14 protein-coding genes are annotated in these 17,398 nt (G+C 43.8%); 8 read left to right on the top strand and 6 right to left on the bottom strand.

Features of this window, described 5'->3' with window-relative positions:
• Positions 1-54: 54 nt before the first annotated feature.
• Entirely contained in the window at positions 55-792 is a 738-nt protein-coding gene (locus PENNN9_RS10195) for a dienelactone hydrolase family protein (protein WP_058369577.1), read from the bottom strand.
• Positions 793-969: 177 nt separating this feature from the next.
• Here PENNN9_RS10195 and PENNN9_RS10190 point away from each other — a divergent pair, with 177 nt between their 5' ends.
• Positions 970-1,512 carry a YcgN family cysteine cluster protein gene (locus PENNN9_RS10190; protein WP_227511793.1) on the top strand — a complete coding sequence of 181 codons (543 nt, stop codon included), beginning with the start codon at positions 970-972 and terminating at the stop codon, positions 1,510-1,512.
• A gap of 45 nt (positions 1,513-1,557) precedes the next feature.
• Here PENNN9_RS10190 and PENNN9_RS10185 read toward each other — a convergent pair whose 3' ends face one another.
• Positions 1,558-2,751 (bottom strand): DUF4105 domain-containing protein, encoded by a 1,194-nt coding sequence (locus tag PENNN9_RS10185; protein WP_227511792.1) that lies wholly within the window; start codon positions 2,749-2,751, stop codon positions 1,558-1,560.
• Positions 2,752-3,087: 336 nt separating this feature from the next.
• Between PENNN9_RS10185 and PENNN9_RS10180 the strand changes: the two genes are divergently transcribed.
• From PENNN9_RS10180 to PENNN9_RS10160, 5 genes are all read left to right on the top strand, one after another.
• Positions 3,088-3,987: a CBS domain-containing protein gene (locus PENNN9_RS10180; protein WP_058369575.1), complete on the top strand. Its 900-nt coding sequence runs from the start codon at positions 3,088-3,090 to the stop codon at positions 3,985-3,987.
• 333 nt (positions 3,988-4,320) lie between these two features.
• Positions 4,321-5,895 carry an apolipoprotein N-acyltransferase gene (gene lnt, locus PENNN9_RS10175; RefSeq protein WP_058369574.1) on the top strand — a complete coding sequence of 525 codons (1,575 nt, stop codon included), beginning with the start codon at positions 4,321-4,323 and terminating at the stop codon, positions 5,893-5,895.
• Positions 5,896-6,030: 135 nt separating this feature from the next.
• Positions 6,031-6,504, top strand: coding sequence for a hypothetical protein (locus PENNN9_RS10170; RefSeq protein WP_058369573.1), 474 nt, complete (start codon positions 6,031-6,033; stop codon positions 6,502-6,504).
• Between the two features lie 277 nt (positions 6,505-6,781).
• Complete coding sequence (locus PENNN9_RS10165) at positions 6,782-8,347, top strand: peptide MFS transporter (RefSeq protein WP_058369572.1); 1,566 nt, start codon at positions 6,782-6,784, stop codon at positions 8,345-8,347.
• Between the two features lie 382 nt (positions 8,348-8,729).
• The gene (locus tag PENNN9_RS10160) at positions 8,730-10,547 is read left to right on the top strand and encodes an aminopeptidase P family protein (RefSeq protein WP_058369571.1); all 1,818 of its coding nucleotides are present in this window, start codon (positions 8,730-8,732) and stop codon (positions 10,545-10,547) included.
• A gap of 123 nt (positions 10,548-10,670) precedes the next feature.
• Here PENNN9_RS10160 and PENNN9_RS10155 read toward each other — a convergent pair whose 3' ends face one another.
• The 3 genes from PENNN9_RS10155 to PENNN9_RS10145 all read right to left on the bottom strand — a co-directional run bounded on the left by PENNN9_RS10155 (position 10,671) and on the right by PENNN9_RS10145 (position 14,580).
• On the bottom strand, positions 10,671-11,450 hold the full coding sequence (locus PENNN9_RS10155; RefSeq protein ID WP_058369570.1) for a hypothetical protein: 780 nt from the start codon (positions 11,448-11,450) through the stop codon (positions 10,671-10,673).
• Positions 11,451-11,624: 174 nt separating this feature from the next.
• Positions 11,625-12,887, bottom strand: a complete 1,263-nt coding sequence (gene fabF, locus PENNN9_RS10150) for a beta-ketoacyl-ACP synthase II (RefSeq protein WP_058369579.1) — start codon at positions 12,885-12,887, stop codon at positions 11,625-11,627.
• Between the two features lie 364 nt (positions 12,888-13,251).
• Positions 13,252-14,580, bottom strand: a complete 1,329-nt coding sequence (locus PENNN9_RS10145) for an anhydro-N-acetylmuramic acid kinase (protein ID WP_058369569.1) — start codon at positions 14,578-14,580, stop codon at positions 13,252-13,254.
• 119 nt (positions 14,581-14,699) lie between these two features.
• On the opposite strand from PENNN9_RS10145, the gene tyrS reads away from it, so the two are divergent.
• Both tyrS and PENNN9_RS10135 read left to right on the top strand, forming a co-directional pair.
• Positions 14,700-15,911, top strand: coding sequence for a tyrosine--tRNA ligase (gene tyrS / locus PENNN9_RS10140; RefSeq protein WP_058369568.1), 1,212 nt, complete (start codon positions 14,700-14,702; stop codon positions 15,909-15,911).
• 128 nt (positions 15,912-16,039) lie between these two features.
• The gene (locus tag PENNN9_RS10135; protein ID WP_058369567.1) at positions 16,040-16,267 is read left to right on the top strand and encodes a DUF1653 domain-containing protein; all 228 of its coding nucleotides are present in this window, start codon (positions 16,040-16,042) and stop codon (positions 16,265-16,267) included.
• Positions 16,268-16,362: 95 nt separating this feature from the next.
• Here the strand turns inward: PENNN9_RS10135 and PENNN9_RS10130 are convergent, their stop codons facing one another.
• Positions 16,363-17,325, bottom strand: a complete 963-nt coding sequence (locus PENNN9_RS10130) for an alpha/beta fold hydrolase (RefSeq protein ID WP_058369578.1) — start codon at positions 17,323-17,325, stop codon at positions 16,363-16,365.
• Positions 17,326-17,398: the final 73 nt, after the last annotated feature.

The following is a 17,398-nucleotide window of genomic DNA, read 5'->3' as shown; positions in this document are numbered from 1 at the left end:
CATGCTTCGCTTTGAATTTTATGATCACTGTAATCAGTTGAGACTGTTAAATAATTACCCTAAATTTGCTTTCATAAGCTCAAGCATATTTTCCCAGCTTTGCTTAGCTGCGCTTTCATTGTAGCCCAAATCAATATCGTTCTTAGCAGCGCGCTCGTCTGCATTTGGATTGGTAAAACCATGCTTGGCATTGTCATAGACATCGACAGTATAGTCAGCGCCTGCGTTGTCCATCTCTTTTTTGAAGTCTGCGACTGCGTCCATAGAGACCATAGAATCATCAGCACCGTGAGCGATGAGTACTTTTGCGCTAAAGTTGTTATCTGCAGGCTGCTTTGGCGCTAAGTTACCATGGAAGCTAGCAACAGCCTTCAACGGCATACCCTCGCGCGCCATATCGAGGACAACTTTACCACCGAAGCAGTAACCAATCGCGCCTAAATTATCACCATTGACTGCCAATTGGCTACTAAAGTCATTGAGGATTAGGCGGCAGCGTGCCATTAGCATGTCTTGGTCTGCAAGCACTTGTTCCATCCACATATTGGCCATGGCAGCATCTGCAGTCAGTTTGCCTTCACCGTAGACATCCATCGCCACGGCCGCATAACCAGCTTTGGCCAAATTTTCGGTGATGGTCTTAGGATGGTCAACCACGCCCCACCACTCTGGTGCGACCATAATGCCAGGCGCTGGGTTGGTATCAGAAGCATCTTCTGGTAGTGCAACATAGCTAATAAGCTCAACGCCATTGTCTGTCGTGCTGACTAATTCATAAGTTTGAATGGACATATTATTATCCTTTTTTATATTGTAAGTTTATTTAGGGGTGTTTGTGCGTATTCAATCGTCTGACTCGTCCTACCTTAACGCCCACGACCAACAAAAACAGCTATAATACTGTAACGCTCTTTATCAAAATGATACTGTGACTTTATAAAACCCTACTATGACTCCATGAGGCCAAACTTGTTAGATTCATCAAGTTCATTTTCAAGAAAAGTATCTGATAAAACATCCAGTACAAAGCCCGACGAGGCCGATAGTGCAACGCTACGTCCACAGTTTTGGACCCGATTTAGTCTAGATGAGTTAAATCATAGCGAATGGGAAGCATTGTGTGACGGTTGTGGCAGTTGTTGTTTGATTAAATATATGGACGATGATGATGAAGAACTGGTTGAATATACGGATGTGACCTGTCAGCTCATGGACTGTGCGACAGGCTATTGTAGACATTATGATACGCGCCAAGAGTACGTACCTGATTGTATTCAACTGACGATTGAGAATTTGCCCAATATGATGTGGCTACCAGCGCACTGCGCGTATAAGCGCTTATATAAAGGTCAATCGCTACCAGATTGGCATCTACTATTAACGCAAGACGCCGTCATAACGCAGCAGCAAATGCGCGCGGCCAATGTCGGGGTGGCAGGGCGCTGCGTCTCTGAGATTGGTATCTCTGATGAGGAGATGGAGACGCGAGTGGTTAACTGGGTTACGCCTTAGTTGGCTTAAAGTCTTGTTCGATGAGATTTCCAACCACTAAAAATACTAATCATTAGAAGCCTTGGCAGCAGACTTGGCTTCTGCGTCGGCTTTGGCTTGCGAGTCTGCCAGCGGCGGTATGGGAACACCTTGGCGAATCTGAGCTGAAAACCTGCTACCATTAACCTGAGTGTCTAGATTAGCCTGATTGTCAAAACCTCTAACCTTTGGATTGATATGGGCACGCTCATACCAGGTAGCCATCGACCAAGGCTGACCACTGTTGTTAGGATTGGCATCGAGCATGCCGACATCATATAGATAGTTTGGTAGCCAACCTGATACCCAAATTCGATAATCCCATGGCAGACGTTCGCCGCTAACAATTCGCGCCATGTAGAAAATAATATTGGTGCAGTTACTGGTTAAGGTATTATACCAAGCAGGCTTAGCATTGAGCTCGTCAGCCGCGGTCAAGTATGACTCAAACAATGATCTGACTTCCGACTGCTGCAAATGGCTAACAGGCAACACATACACTTGCTCACCGCGCGCATTGCTACGAGTATAAATAATATCGCGCTCTTCAGAGGCAATGAGGCTGAGCTCGTAACGTCTAAAAAAGCCTGCAAACGCTGAAAACGCTTCGCCGTTTTCTTTACGAATCTCAAAAGAGAAGGCAAGCGGACGATCATCTTCAAAACGAAAACTGACTAAGGTATGAGCAATCAGTGGCCCCATCCAATAAGAGTTAATGACATCGACTCCGGACAATTTAGACATATCAACTGTACGCGTCTCCCAGCGTTCAGTCGCATCTTCGCTAGTATGCCAATCAAAATTACGCATATTGGTAAAGGTTATCAAATCAGGGTTTGTGGTATCACGCTTGTAGGTGACTCTTTGACTAACCTCAGGCATCCAGTCGCGGCTTTGCTTAGCTTCAATGGAAAAAAACCATCCCAGACCCAGCAACCAGACAGCAGCATACAGACCTCCTAGCCAAGTAATAATGGTTCTTTGTGAAAAGGATCGATGAAACGTATTATTGATAGTTTTACTTGCGAGCTTTGGCTTGGTTTTTGTGAGCAATAGCGATGTAAGTAAACTGATAATTAACACACACGCAAGCCAAGTTAGAGGATTGTATGCGCCAAGCTGATATCCAATTAACATCAGTAGCCAAAATGCTGATAGCAATAGGCTAAGAACGACCAAAAAAGAGACAATATTGTATCGCCAACCGTTTGTTTGGCGCACAGGGTGACGCTTGTCTTTAAAAGCACCAAAAGTGGGTTTTCGTGATGATCGAAGCCGAGAAAAAAGAGAGCGAAGCGACATAAGTTTGGGCTAGATAAGTAAAGTCGTTGACGATAGCAAAGTTTATAACACACTGACAATACAATTTGGATAAATTTGTCGTTGAATGTCTGATTGGCTTGCGATAAAGTGAAGCTAATTTAGACTGGTCTATCTATCCTTAATGATTAACGATACTTGTAATTAATAATACCTAGGCTTGTTTATTTTACTCTCCATGACCCAACCCATTAACATATTTTTTATACTAAACTAAAGAGGTTAACTCATATCGCCATGTCTGACGATGCTCCAAGCCCGAGTAGTTGGTCGATGCGCGGCTTAAAACGCTGGCTATCGACCGCCCCTGAAACCCGTGATGAATTGATTCGTTTGGTACAAGACTCCCGTCAGTTCTTAGAGCCAGATACAGTTGATATGCTCGAAGGTGTACTGGACTTGCCAGCCACACAAGTACGTGAAATCATGACACCGCGTCCGCAAGTAATTGGCTTGCACGAAAGCAATAGCCTTGCTGAAGTAATGGACATTATCCTTGATACGACGCATTCGCGTTATCCTGTCTTTGACAGTCAAGATGATGATGCCGTTATCGGTATTTTACTTGCTAAAGATTTGATTCCTATTCTTGTCCACATGGTGCGTGACCAAGAAGATAAAATCAACAGCAAACGTCTAAAAGACTTGGTACGTCAACCTCTTTATATTAGTGAAACTGCGCGCTCTGATACGTTACTGCGCTCATTACAGCGTACTCAAGTACATATGGCGATTGTGGTTGATGAGTTTGGTAACTTCGCTGGTGTGGTCACGATGGAGGATCTGTTAGAAGAAATCGTCGGGGACATTGTTGATGAGCATGATGATTTTGATGAAGACAGTGATATTAATAATATTATCGCCGATCCCGAAAAACCTAATACTTGGCGAGTACAAGCGTCTACGGTGATTGAAGACTGTAACGATGAGCTAGGTAGCCATTTTGATGATACCGATGTCGATACGATGGGTGGTCTTGTCATGCAAACACTTGGCTATGTGGGTGACCTAGAAGGTGAAAGCGTACAAATAGACGATTGGAAAATCAAAGTAATCGATGCAGAAGGACGCTTTATTCAAAATCTAGAGCTGACTAAAACCACTGACGATCAGCGTCTATTAATAGGTAGCCATTAGCTTATTGATAATAATCTAGCTATTAGACAAGGGCTTATTTAAGATAGTCAATTATTAGATAGTCGATATAGCCTTTGATAAGCGCCATACGCATTCATATTAAACTTGTATGATAAGAACACGACTGCGGTCGTGTTTTTTGCTTTTTAGTATATGCTCTTTTTACTACGCAAATTTACCCATTAATGAATATAGGCTGGTATCATGGGCGCATTTAATTTTAAGGCATTCTTAATTTTGAGTATTTACAGCCGATTGCTGTCAAAAACAGTCGCCGTCAAACAAGTAAACTCAGATTTAACGTTTTGAATAATAAGGTTTCGGATAATAGCTATGCGCCTGTCTACTGTGGATTTACAAAAGCGTTTAAACCCCAATAAGCCTAAGCGCTTATCGCTTGGGTTGACTATTTTGATTGCTTGGCTTGCAGGTGCAATATTCATATTTGCGCTCGCACCTTATGATATCTGGCCATTAGCGCTATTGTCGCCTGCTATTTTATATGGTCTATTGTTACCAGCGATGACTGGTAAACGTGCATTTATCATCGGACAAGCATACGGTACGGGGCTTTGGTGCGTCGGCGCATTTTGGCTGTATACCTCCATTCACGTTTATGGAGCGACGCCTGCATGGCTTGCACTCATTATGATTGCGCTTATGGGCCTAGGCATGGGGTTGTTCCATGGCTTTTTAGCGTTGTTGTTTAATCGTGTAGTCGGTAAGCAGCCTTTATCGTTTGCCGCGCTTTGGGTGCTACAGGAATGGATGAAAACATGGCTGTTCACAGGGTTTCCGTGGTTGTTCGTCGGCTATGCCTTTACTGAGCAGTATTGGTTGTCATCACTTGCGCCAGTCGCTGGAGTGTTTGCTATCTCTTTTGTCGCCATCCTATTGGCAGCAAGTATCGTTGAGCTGTTACGTCGTCGCGGCGGTTACATGGTGGTTGCAATCGCCTTGCTAATCATTAGTACGTCATTGTGGTTGATCAATCCACAGTGGACTAAGCCAAAGGGTACACCTGATTTGTCCGTATCTTTGATTCAAGGCAATATACCGCAAGATCTAAAATGGCTTACTGAATATCAAGTAGAAACGCTCAACATTTATGCCAAATTAACGAGCACAGAATGGGGGCGCGATCTTATCCTTTGGCCTGAATCATCGATTCCAATGTTTCAGACAGAAGCGGTTGGTTTTATCAATGAAATGGTAAAAATGGCCAAAGCCACTGACACTACGTGGGTGACAGGGATTCCGTACAAGGATGAGGCGGCGTTTGATGAAACTCAGGATAAGTATCCTCCATTTTATAATAGTGTCGTTGCGTTAGGTGCTGATGCAGAAGGCTTGTATAAAAAACAGCGTTTAGTGCCATTTGGTGAGTATATTCCATTTGAGGGCTTATTAGATATACTACCGAATTTGGCAGGTAGCCAAGACATCATGAGCTATAGCCGCGGTAGTGATGAGCAGTTACCATTACAGGTGCGCGGACATAATCTAGGCGCGGCGGTTTGCTACGAAGTTGCTTACCCTAATACCACTCGTAAAAACGCCATCAGTACTGACTTTTTATTGACCATCTCAAACGATGCTTGGTTTGGTACATCGGCAGGTCCACTGCAACATTTACAAATGGTACAAATGCGCGCGTTAGAGAATGGCCGCTGGTTTATGCGAGCTACCAATACTGGTGTGACGGCTATCATCGATCATAAAGGCCGTATCGTTGAGCGCGCACCGCAGTTTGAGCGCACAGTATTGCGAGGTCATGTACAAGCGCGGGTTGGCAATACACCATTTATGCGTTTTGGTAATTACCCAGTTTTATTTATCATGGCGCTATTATTATTGTTGGGCTATCTTGGCAAACGCGCCACCGATCGCGCTCGTATTGGTAGATAGAAGGGACAACATTAATGGCTTATGAGCGAGTACTAAATAATAATTCCTTCAAATAGTTAAGGGTTTTAACACATTAGTACAAATTGCGATATAATAGGCTAAAATTTCAAATATTTTGTGCAAGGTGGATAAGGTATGTCAGAAGATATCGTCAACAACAATCCAAAAAAAGAGTTTATGTATGCCTTAGGCGGCATTGCCTTGTTTTTGGGTATTGTCTTAATTATTGGTGTCTCAGCATTCTTGCGTCCAGCAGGTGAGCACATCACAGCTGAAACGACTGAAGCCTCGGCAGCGGCTGATGAAGCAGAAGCGATCGCTGCTGAAGAGACAGCAGCAACTGATACCGCAGAAGCCGCGTCAGCAGATACTGATACCGACGCAACCGCAACAGTAGGTGCTGGCGAGAGTGCGGCCGAAACTGCCGCTGACGCTACCGTCACGCCTGCTGAAGACACAAGTGGCGCAGTGGTTAGCGCTGAAGCTGGTACAGGCACTGCTTCTGGCACAGTGAGCCAAGCTGCGGTTGAAGATACCGAGCTTACCGCAGAGCAAGCTGATGGTGATGTGGATGCTGGTACGGCTGAAGATACGACTACTGCTCAATAGTCTAATGAGATTGTTTGATAAGATAGTTAAATCGTATCGTTAGCATTTTATAACGAATAATCAAGTAGTAGCGTTTATAAAAAGCATCGAGCTATTAAATATAATAGCTCGGTGCTTTTTTATGTCAGGACTTTGTGAATGACTGTTCAATTCATGAACACTCTTTTACTTTACATACTTATAATCTAATGAAACAATAACGCGCATTTGCGACCTTCCGTCTTAGAAATGACGGGCTTGGTCTATCTTTATCATAGTGCAGCAAAGGAATAAACTTATGAGCACGGAAACAAAATCAGAGGTTAGTGCTGCTGAGCTAGAAGCACTAGACAATGGGTTTATGGGTCATCCTCGGCCACTGCGTCCTTTATTCTTTACTGAAATGTGGGAGCGATTTTCTTACTATAGTATCCGTCCGCTATTAGTATTATTCATGGTGGCGACAGTAGGAAGCGGTGGCTTTGGTTTTGATGAGGTCACCGCTTCTGCTATCTATGGCATCTTTGCAGGCTCTTTATACTTGGCAGCAGTACCTGGTGGCTGGCTAGCTGATAACTGGCTTGGACAAGAGCGTGCATTATGGTGGGGCAGTATTATTATCGCGCTTGGCCATCTATGTATTGCGCTCTCCGCGATGTTCGGTATGACGTTATTTTTCGTCGGTCTCATCTGTATCGTGTTGGGATCGGGATTGTTTAAAACCTGTATTTCGGTGATGGTTGGGGCGTTATACTCTAAAGGTGATGTACGCCGTGATAGTGGCTTTACTCTATTTTATATGGGTATCAATATCGGCGCCTTATTAGCCGCACTTATCGTCGGGGTGTTTAAAGAGCAAGGTATGTGGCATGTCGGCTTTGGGGTTGGTGGACTTGGTATGTTAGTCTCACTACTTATCTACCGCTTTTCTGCCCAAAAAACACTGACACACTATGCGCAAGCAAAAGGCATCGCTGCTGAATGGGAGCGCTCAAATGACCGTTTTAACAATATCGGACGCTGGGTTATAGGATTTGTGGCTTTACTGGTCGCAATCGTTGTGTTGGTCGCTACTGGTATCATGCCTTTTGAGCCGCAAATGGTGGCAGAGTATATGACCTATATCATTGCAAGTGTGGTGATACTATATTTTTTGGTTATGTTTATTTCACCAAGGTTGGATAAAACCGATAAATTGCGTTTGCTGATTTGTTTTATTTTAATTATCGGCTCAACGCTGTTTTGGTCAAGCTTTGAGCAGCAGCCGACCTCATTTAATCTATTTGCTGATCGCTATACTGATCTAAACGTTTTAGGTTTTGAGATTCCAAGCATTTGGTTCCAGTCATTAAACCCTTTATTTATTCTTCTCCTAGCGCCCATAGTTAGTATTATTTGGGTCAAGCTTGGTAATCGAGGTCTTGAACCAAGTAGTATGGTGAAGTTTGCCCTTGGGATGTTACTTGCTGCCGCAGGCTTTGGTCTGATGATTATCGCCTCAAAAAGCATTTTGACCAATGATACGGGCCTAGCATCGCCTTTATGGCTAGTTGGTAGTTTGCTGCTATTAACACTTGGTGAGTTGGCGCTTAGTCCTGTGGGTCTGTCGTCAATGACGAAACTTGCACCAAAGGGCATGCAAGGACAGATGATGGGGCTTTTCTTTGCATCTTTAGCGATGGGTAACTTGGTCGCGGCATTTTTTGGTGGCAATGTGTCAGCCGATAAAATTGAAGGTCTACCAACATTATTTACCACAATGACCGTCTTTTTGGTGGTGACTGCTGCCATCTTGTTAATATTAGCAAAGCCTATCAATAATATGCTCAAAAAGAGCGAGCATGCTGATAAGACTGTCCAATAAACAGCGCTTTGATGTTACTTTTGTACAGGCTACACGCTCAATAAAAGACAAATCTTCAGACGTGTTACCATTACTGGTAGCACGTTTTATTGTTTCACTCGATAAGATAATTATCTTGCGCTATTGAAAGCCTGCTTTGTGCCCAGACATCTAAGATGCTTTGCTGTCATACTATTTTATAGAAATAATAGGTGGCTTCATTTATGTGTCGTCTGGTTACTTACGATATTTTAATTTTTAGTATTTTGAATGTGGCTGATGCATATTCGAATACTGAACGTTTTGTCAACGCTTAAAAATTTATCCACTCGAATAAGACGACTATGCATAGTCGCTTCACGATATCAACGCTCCATAATCAATATCAATAAGGAAACTTTTAATGAATAAACAAGCCATACATGATCGTATCGATAGCTTACGTAAAACTTTAGTCGTACAAGACCTTACCGCCATTATCGTACCGTCAGCCGATCCGCATTTATCTGAGTATTTACCAGAATATTGGCAAGCGCGGTTATGGTTGTCAGGGTTTACAGGCTCAGTTGGTACGCTGGTAGTTACGGCTGATTTTGCAGGTCTGTGGACTGATAGTCGTTATTGGGTGCATGCCGCTGATCAGCTAAAAGGTACAGGTATCAGCTTGGAGAAGCTTGCTCCCGGTCAGCCAAACCATATCGACTGGTTAGCTACACATTTGGCAGAGGGTGATAGCGTGGCCGTCGATGGCAATGTGCTGTCTATCGCTGAGCAAGATAAGCTATTAAATGCATTTGATGCTAACGACATTACCTTAATCACCGAGCGTGATGTGTTGACAGAGATATGGACAGATCGTCCAGCGCTACCATCAGCAGAGTTATATCAGCATGATGCGCAGTTCGTCGCACAATCTACTAGCTCAAAACTTGCTGCGGTACGTGAAGGTATGGCTGGTGCAGGCGCGACACATCATCTGCTATCAAGCTTAGATGACATTGCTTGGCTCACCAATTTGCGCGGCGCTGATGTCGATTATAATCCTGTATTTTTATCACATATGCTCATTAGTAAAGATAAAGCAACGCTGTTCGTTGATAATAATAAAGTCAGCTCTGATATTGCAAAAGATCTACAAGATAGTGGTATCACCCTTGCTGATTATGATGCCGTACAAGATGCGCTGAGCGAGATGACACCAGAAGACTTGTTATTGTTAGATCCAAGTAAAGTTGCCGTGGGTACGCTATCGAAGATGGCGGACGATGTGGGCTTTATTGAGCAAATGGCACCTAGTACACTACTCAAATCTGTTAAGTCTGACTCAGACATAGATCATGTACGTGAAGCCATGCGTCAAGATGGGGCGGCATTGAGTGAGTTCTTTGCTGCATTTGAGCAGCGTCTAGCAGACGGTGAGCGTTTAAGTGAGCTTGATGTTGATAGTATGCTGATTGAGGTACGTAGTCAGCAGCCACATTATGTTTCACCAAGCTTTCCAACGATTGCAGGCTTTAATGAAAACGGTGCATTGCCGCATTATCGTGCGACCCCAGAGAAGTTTAGCTACCTTGACGTCGCTGAGGGCGAAGGAGGCTTACTACTGATTGATTCAGGTGCTCAGTACCAAAACGGCACCACTGATATCACTCGCGTGGTCGGTATTGGAAAAGTAAGCAGCGAGCACAAACGTGACTTTACCACTGTGCTCAAAGCTCATATTGCTTTGGCGCGTGCAAGCTTCCCTGATGGTATTGCCTCGCCACTAATTGATGCGATTTGCCGTGCGCCATTATGGCAGGCACAAATGGACTATGGGCATGGTACCGGTCATGGCGTTGGTTACTTCTTAAACGTCCATGAAGGCCCGCAAGTCATCGCTTATAGTGCCAGTACGCCGAAAGAGCGTGCGATGAAAGAGGGGATGATCTCCAGTAATGAGCCAGGCTTATACCGCGAAGGTAAGTGGGGTATTCGTATCGAAAATTTGGTGGTCAATATGCCGGTAGCGAACCCTACTGAGACCGAGTTTGGCAAATTCTTAAACTTTGAAACCATCACTTATTGCCCAATTGACACCCGTTTGATCGATAAATCCTTGCTCAACAAAGTAGAGATTGATTGGCTTAACGATTATCATAGCCAAGTCTATGCTGAGCTAAAAGATCGCGTTGATGGCGCAGCGCTTGAATGGCTGACCGAACGTACACAAGCTATTTAAAATAAAGATTGGTTAATGCTTAATTGAAATACAAAAGGCCCCGTAAAAATGTTTACGGGGCTTTTTATTAAAACTTTATTTTTTGACAAGTATCTGAAAGCTGTCGATAAATCAGTTAATAGACTAGTGTTTTTTAGCCATGTTTTCTTGAACAATGTCTTCGACAGCTTGGTTTTTTTCTGTGATTCCAGCGAGTTGCTGACTCACTTCAGCCCGTAACCACGACTTTAGATCCTCAGATATTTGCATCATTTGCTCACTCAAATAGTCGTCTACATGCATTTCAAGCTCTTGAATTAAACTCTCGTGGGCGGCAGTCAGTTCTGGGTTTTTAAAAGACAGGTCGATTGCTGCCCCTTTTTGAGGTTTTACGATAGTGTTTTCAGTCTGATTAACCGTATGAGAATGACCATTGACGTTGTTTTTTTCGTCGTTAGTAGGACTGTGTGCATCGCTTGTAGTTTGCTTGTCGTTCGTAGCGGCTTCGGTATCGCTCTTCTCTTGCTCAGCAAGGCTTTGTTCATCCGCATCTTTTTGAGCTTGTTCTGCTTGCTGTTTTTCTTTTTGACGCATAGCTTCTTCTTGTTCAATTTTTGCAGCACGTGCTTTTTCTTCCTCACGCTTTTTTTCTTCTGCTAAGCGTAGTTGTTCAGCAGCGGCACGTTGTTCTGCCTGCTTATCGGCAAGCTCTTTTGCAGCAGCTTGCTCAGCTTTATGCACACTATATAGCTCATCGAGGTGTGCATCTAAGTCTGGCAAACTAAATGTGAAACTTTCATAGGGGGTGTCTGTTTGCAGCAGAGTCGTGATATCCGTTAACTCTTGAACGATGGCAGCCCGTATCTGCTCTGGCGCACGAGTCCAACGCTGATAAAATTGATGCGAAAACGAATAGCTTGACATAGACTTTTCCATAAATTTTCTAAAAATTACCCCTTATCATACGCAACTATAATAAGGGGCTGCAAGGGGACAAACGTAGCAAAACTGCTACCAGCGTTACATTGATAGTATTATTCGCTTTTATGACTTGTATAGGATGCAACTAAGACCCAATACCTGTAATAATGACGTTAATTATGACCAACGTGCAAAAATTACTGAGCCGTTGGTACCACCAAAGCCAAAGCTATTAGAGACAGCATAATTGAGATTCTCAACCTTACGTGATTGATTGGCTACATAATCTAGATTACAGTTATCCTCGACATTATCTAGATTAATCGTTGGCGGCACGTGCTGATTTTGCAAAGCTAATATAGTAAAGATAGCTTCAACACCACCAGCTGCGCCCAGTAAGTGTCCAGTCATTGATTTGGTTGAGCTGACCAAGATGCTGTCTTTAACTGGTGCAAAAACGGTTTCAATAGCGATCGATTCAGCGACATCTCCAGCAGGGGTACTGGTGCCATGGGCATTGACATATCCAACGCTTGATGGCTCGATACCTGCGTCATTGAGGGCACTTTGCATAGCGCGCGCGGCACCATTACCATCTTCAGGGGGTGCGGTAATGTGGCTGGCATCGTCACTCATACCGAAGCCGACGACTTCAGCGAGTATGGTTGCACCGCGTGCTTTAGCATGGGCAAGACTTTCAAGCACCAACACGCCTGCGCCATCACCCATCACAAAACCATCACGATCTTTATCAAATGGGCGTGATGCTTTGGTAGGCTCATCATTACGAGTAGAGAGTGCATGCATGGCTGCAAAACCTGCCATACCTAATGGGCTCGAACCTCTCTCGCTACCACCTGCAATCATAACATCAGCATCGCCATAAGCAATTAGACGTGCAGCCAAGCCGATAGCATGTGTACCTGTCGTACAGGCGGTTGCTGTAGCCAGATTGGGGCCTTTGAGTTTGTGTTTGATAGCCACCAGTCCAGCTGCCATATTGGCAATAGAACCTGGTACGATAAATGGCGATACTTTTTTAGCGCCTTTTTCAGTTAGCATAGCGCAGCTGTCTTCAATAGTCTGAATACCACCGATACCTGATCCTAATATGACACCGAAACGCTCCTGATCGACATTCTGTACCGGCGTATCCTCAGCGCTAATCTCTTCGATAAAGCCTGCATCTTTGAGTGCCATCGCAGTAGCAGCGACACCATAGTGCATAAACGCATCATAGCGGCGTGCATCTTTGGGGCTCATGTATGGCTTAGTATCAAAGTCTTTTATCACACCTGCGATTTGGGCGCGGTAATCAGTTGCATCAAAATGTGAGATGGTTGAAATACCACTTTCGCCATTGAGCAACCGTGTCCATGTACTCTCAACATCCATACCTAGCGGGGTAACAGCCCCCATACCAGTAACGACGACACGCATCTCATCAGGACGCTCATGATGAGGAGGCTTACGACGCAGTTTTGATTCAGCGTTGGTATGTTGCGGTGTCGGTGAACTGCTGTTTTGGCTCATGTGATATATCCTGTACTTGCGATCCTAAAGGGGTGAGACTACTTGTTTTATTGTAAATATTCTAAAATTACGCAATATTATTTATAGCGTTATCTTGCCATTTTAGCAACTATTATAAAGCACATAAGTGCACGTCTGTAAACTTAATAATTTATAGAATGATGACGCTAGAGTAAGATAAAATAGAAAGTTAGCATGCTGTTGCTACATTGCTAGTCATGACGCGTTTAAGATCTCTATAAACCTAAAGACCTAAAAACCTATTTGCTGGTTAAGCAAAACACACTTGCCCCAGTACTACGCTTTTACTTGCGCCTGTTACCGCTGGCAAGTTACCTGTTTCACCCATCAAAGTTTGGCGTGCCAGCCAAGCAAAGGCCACAGACTCTACCCAAGTTGGCTCAAGTCCTAGACTTGCTGTAGTCTCTACTGTGCAATGGGGCAGATGCGCTTGCAAGCGCTCCATTAAGTAATCATTTAATGCGCCGCCGCCGCAGACATACACCGAGCTATTTACTTTTGCATTAATAAACATATTGATTTGTGCACTGGCACTAATGGCAGTAAGCTCTGTCAATGTTGCCTGTACATCTGCTGATGAGTAGCGAGTAGAGGCAGAAATCTGATCAAATTTTTGTAGTTCGCTTTGTAGCCACTCTAGGTTAAAGTCCTCGCGTCCTGTACTTTTAGGATAAGGTTTCGCAAAAAATGGATACTCTAATAATTGATTAAGTAGTGGCTCAATGACTTGTCCAGACTGCGCCCATGCACCGCCTGCGTCATAGTCATTGTCGGTATGTAGCGCGGTCCACGCATCAAGTAATAAATTGGCAGGGCCAGTATCATAACCAACAATAGAACTATCACCAGCTGGCAAGACAGTAATATTGGCAATACCGCCCAAATTTAATAATACTCGCGTGTTATCAGGTGCGGCAAATAATGCCTTATGAAAAGCGGGAACCAAAGGTGCCCCCTGACCGCCAACTGCCATATCACGACGACGAAAGTCGCTGACGACACTAATGCCCGTTTGTTCAGTGATAATATTGGCATCGAGTAGTTGTAAGCTAAAGCCCAACTGCGGACGATGACGTACCGTCTGCCCATGACAGCCAATCGCCAGGACCGACTCACTATCGGTATTCAACTGCTGTAATAGATTATTGACCACAACGCTCGCAAACTCGCTATAAGCTTTACTTGCCCAGCCAAACCAGTCCAATTCGCTGCTTGGCTCATTATTTGGCTCATCAGCCGTTGGCGTTAATTCTTGAACACCATTTGGCTGACACAAAGCCAAGAGTACCTCACGCAGCCGCGGCGGGAAATCTTGGCTATAAGTGGCTAATAGCTGCATCGGCTGTTGGGTGTTATTTTCATCCTCAAACTGACAAATCACCGCATCCATACCGTCCAAGCTAGTGCCTGACATCACACCGATATACAGACCATCATCAAAACTTTCAAACACCGTTTGTTCCAATGCTTCAGTCAGGGAGGCATAGTTTGTATCGTCATCATTATTTATTGAATCAGCTAAGTCAGCTAAAAATTCGGTGTTTTCAGGGTCATTCGTGGTCTGAGCAGGGTTGGTCATGGCAATTTACCTTAAAAAACGCTAGTATATCCCTCAAATTCTAACATCTTTTACAGGCTACGAAGTCCTAAATAGCCCAAACGCGTTACCCTTTTAATAAAGACAATAAAGAGAGCATCATGACAGACCATTCATACACCCTAGAAGAACAAATTGCCCTTGTGCAACGCGGTACGCAAGAAATCTTATCTGAAGAGGATTTAGTTGCGAAACTCAAACTGGGCCGTCCGCTACGTATCAAAGCAGGATTTGATCCTACCGCGCCTGACCTGCATTTGGGTCATACGGTACTGATTAATAAGCTTAAGCACTTTCAAGATTTAGGTCATGAGATTTATTTTTTAATCGGTGATTATACGGCCAAGATTGGCGATCCTTCTGGCAAGAATAGCACGCGTCCGCCATTGACTGATGAGCAAATCAAAGCCAATGCTCAGACCTATGCCGAGCAAGTGTTTAAGATCTTGGATAAAGAAAAAACCAAGATTGTTTTTAACTCTGAATGGTTTAATGATATGTCAGCAGGAGATATGATTCAGCTGTCAAGCCAGCTTACCGTCTCGCGTATGCTTGAGCGTGATGATTTCTCCAAACGTTATGCCGCCCAAACGCCCATTGCTATTCATGAGTTTTTGTATCCGTTGGTGCAAGGCTACGACTCTATTGCACTAAAAGCTGACGTCGAGCTGGGCGGTACCGACCAAACCTTTAACATCCTAATGGGGCGTACTTTGCAAGGCCGTTACGGCCAAGAGCCACAAGTTTGTATCACAGTGCCGATCTTAGAAGGATTAGACGGCGTCAATAAAATGTCTAAATCCTTGAACAATTACGTCGGTATTTATGATGCACCGGGCACCATGTACCAAAAACTGCTATCCATGCCAGACACCTTAATTCGTCGCTACTTTGAATTTTTAAGCTTTAAGCCGATGGAAGAAGTCGAAACATTGATGACAGAGATGGAAAACGGTCGCAATCCACAAGAAATCAAACGTATCCTTGCCGAAGAATTAATCGAGCGCTTCCATGACGCTGATGCGGCAGCTAATGCGCACAAGTCAGCGGGCAACGTATTGGCTGATGGTGAATTGCCAGTTGATCTGCCACAAATTATGCTAGATCTAGAAGGTCAAGAAGCACTATTTATCACTCAAATCTTAAACCAAGCAACACTTGCTAAAAACAACTCAGCAGCCAAAGATATGGTAAAACGTGGCGCGGTAAAAGTAGATGGCGAAGTGGTTGATGCTAGCTTTAGCTTAACATCAGGTCAGACGGCTGTTATTCAAGCAGGCAAGAAAGGCTATGCAAAAGTAACGGTGGGTTGATAGGGCTTTTAATATCAAGAGCATAAATAAGGTCGACATTGATTGTCGGCCTTATCTATTTCTATTATTTAAACATAACGAGACAGTATTTAGCTCATACATTTATGGGGAAGACTAGGAAAATATTTATGAACCAATCTATGCCACAAGGCATTTACCGCCATTATAAAGGCAATCTCTACCAAGTCTTGCATACCGCTCAGCATTCCGAAACGGAAGAAATGCTAGTGGTTTATCGTTGTCTGTACGGCGAATATGGCGTATGGGTACGACCACTGTCGATGTTTAGCGAGACAGTCACGCGTGACGGTAAAGAAGTGCCTAGATTTGAATTGATTAAAGCGCTCACTGATTAGTTTGAAGCTGTTTAGTTGGAAATGCAAAGCCCGACTAGAAACTTAAGGTACGCTGTCGTAGGCTGGGTTTTTAACCCAGATTTTTACCATATCACCTATCGCTCATTTCCCAAAAACCCCTTTAATACTTTATAAAACCCAATCGGCTCATCCATTGGTACCGCATGACCAGAGCGCGGCAAAACGATCTCAGTTGCATTGGGTAGCATACGGGTCACTTCTTGCTGCCACTTAGGATCATAGAGCTTTGAGCGACCTCCAATTACGTTCACCACTGGAATAGTGACTTTTTCTATGACGGCTCGAAAATCGTACTCCAGTTTTAAATATGCTTGCAAACAGCGCATCTTATGTTGCCATGTACTGTGATTATAAAACACCAGCTTATGATCGTTTTGATGAGTCAAGAATTGTACGATAGCTTTTGAGCGTGTACGATTTACTGATAGTAAAGAGAATAGCCGCTCAATATCCGTGACTCGACGTTTAATCGTAAATGGTAGGTGCGTAAAGCTATCAACATTAGCATAAGGCAGTGTCATATCTACCACTTCATGAAATATATCAAACACTTCCTGCTGCCGCTTACCAAATAAGCCGCCTTGCCAATCAGACTGATTATGAATCGCAGGACTTTGGTCGATATTTATATAACGGCTGATCCGTGACATATCAAAACGCTCAAAATACCCCCACATTACTTGCGCGCCCATTGAAATAGCGGCAACCGGTAAAGATTCTATTGTAAGGTCATGGCAGATTTGCTCAATCACAGCGTTGATATCGTCAGCATACTGGCGCACAAAATCAAATTGCGTCAAATTGGACAATTTCGCTTCTCCAAAACCTCTAAAGTGTGGGAGATAAAACCTATATTCGCCAGTAAGTGGCAATATAAAAGGTAAAAACTCACGTGCATCCATGCCATACGCATGTAGCAAGATTACAGGCTTGCCTTTGCCAATTACAGAGACAGGAATGATTGTACCGTCAGTCTTGATGATGCTTAAAGTCTGTAATTGGTATTGAGGCGGTAGTTTTAGCCAATCTTTTATCATGGGCAGCATCATCTCGTTTTAATTTTATTATCTTTAGGGGTTTATCAAATGATTTTAATATGAAAATGCTCAG

The organism is Psychrobacter sp. ENNN9_III (assembly GCF_001462175.1).
Taxonomy (GTDB): Bacteria; Pseudomonadota; Gammaproteobacteria; order Pseudomonadales; family Moraxellaceae; genus Psychrobacter.
The sequence above is the reverse complement of the archived record's forward strand: the minus strand, read 5'-3'. Positions and strand labels throughout refer to the sequence as shown.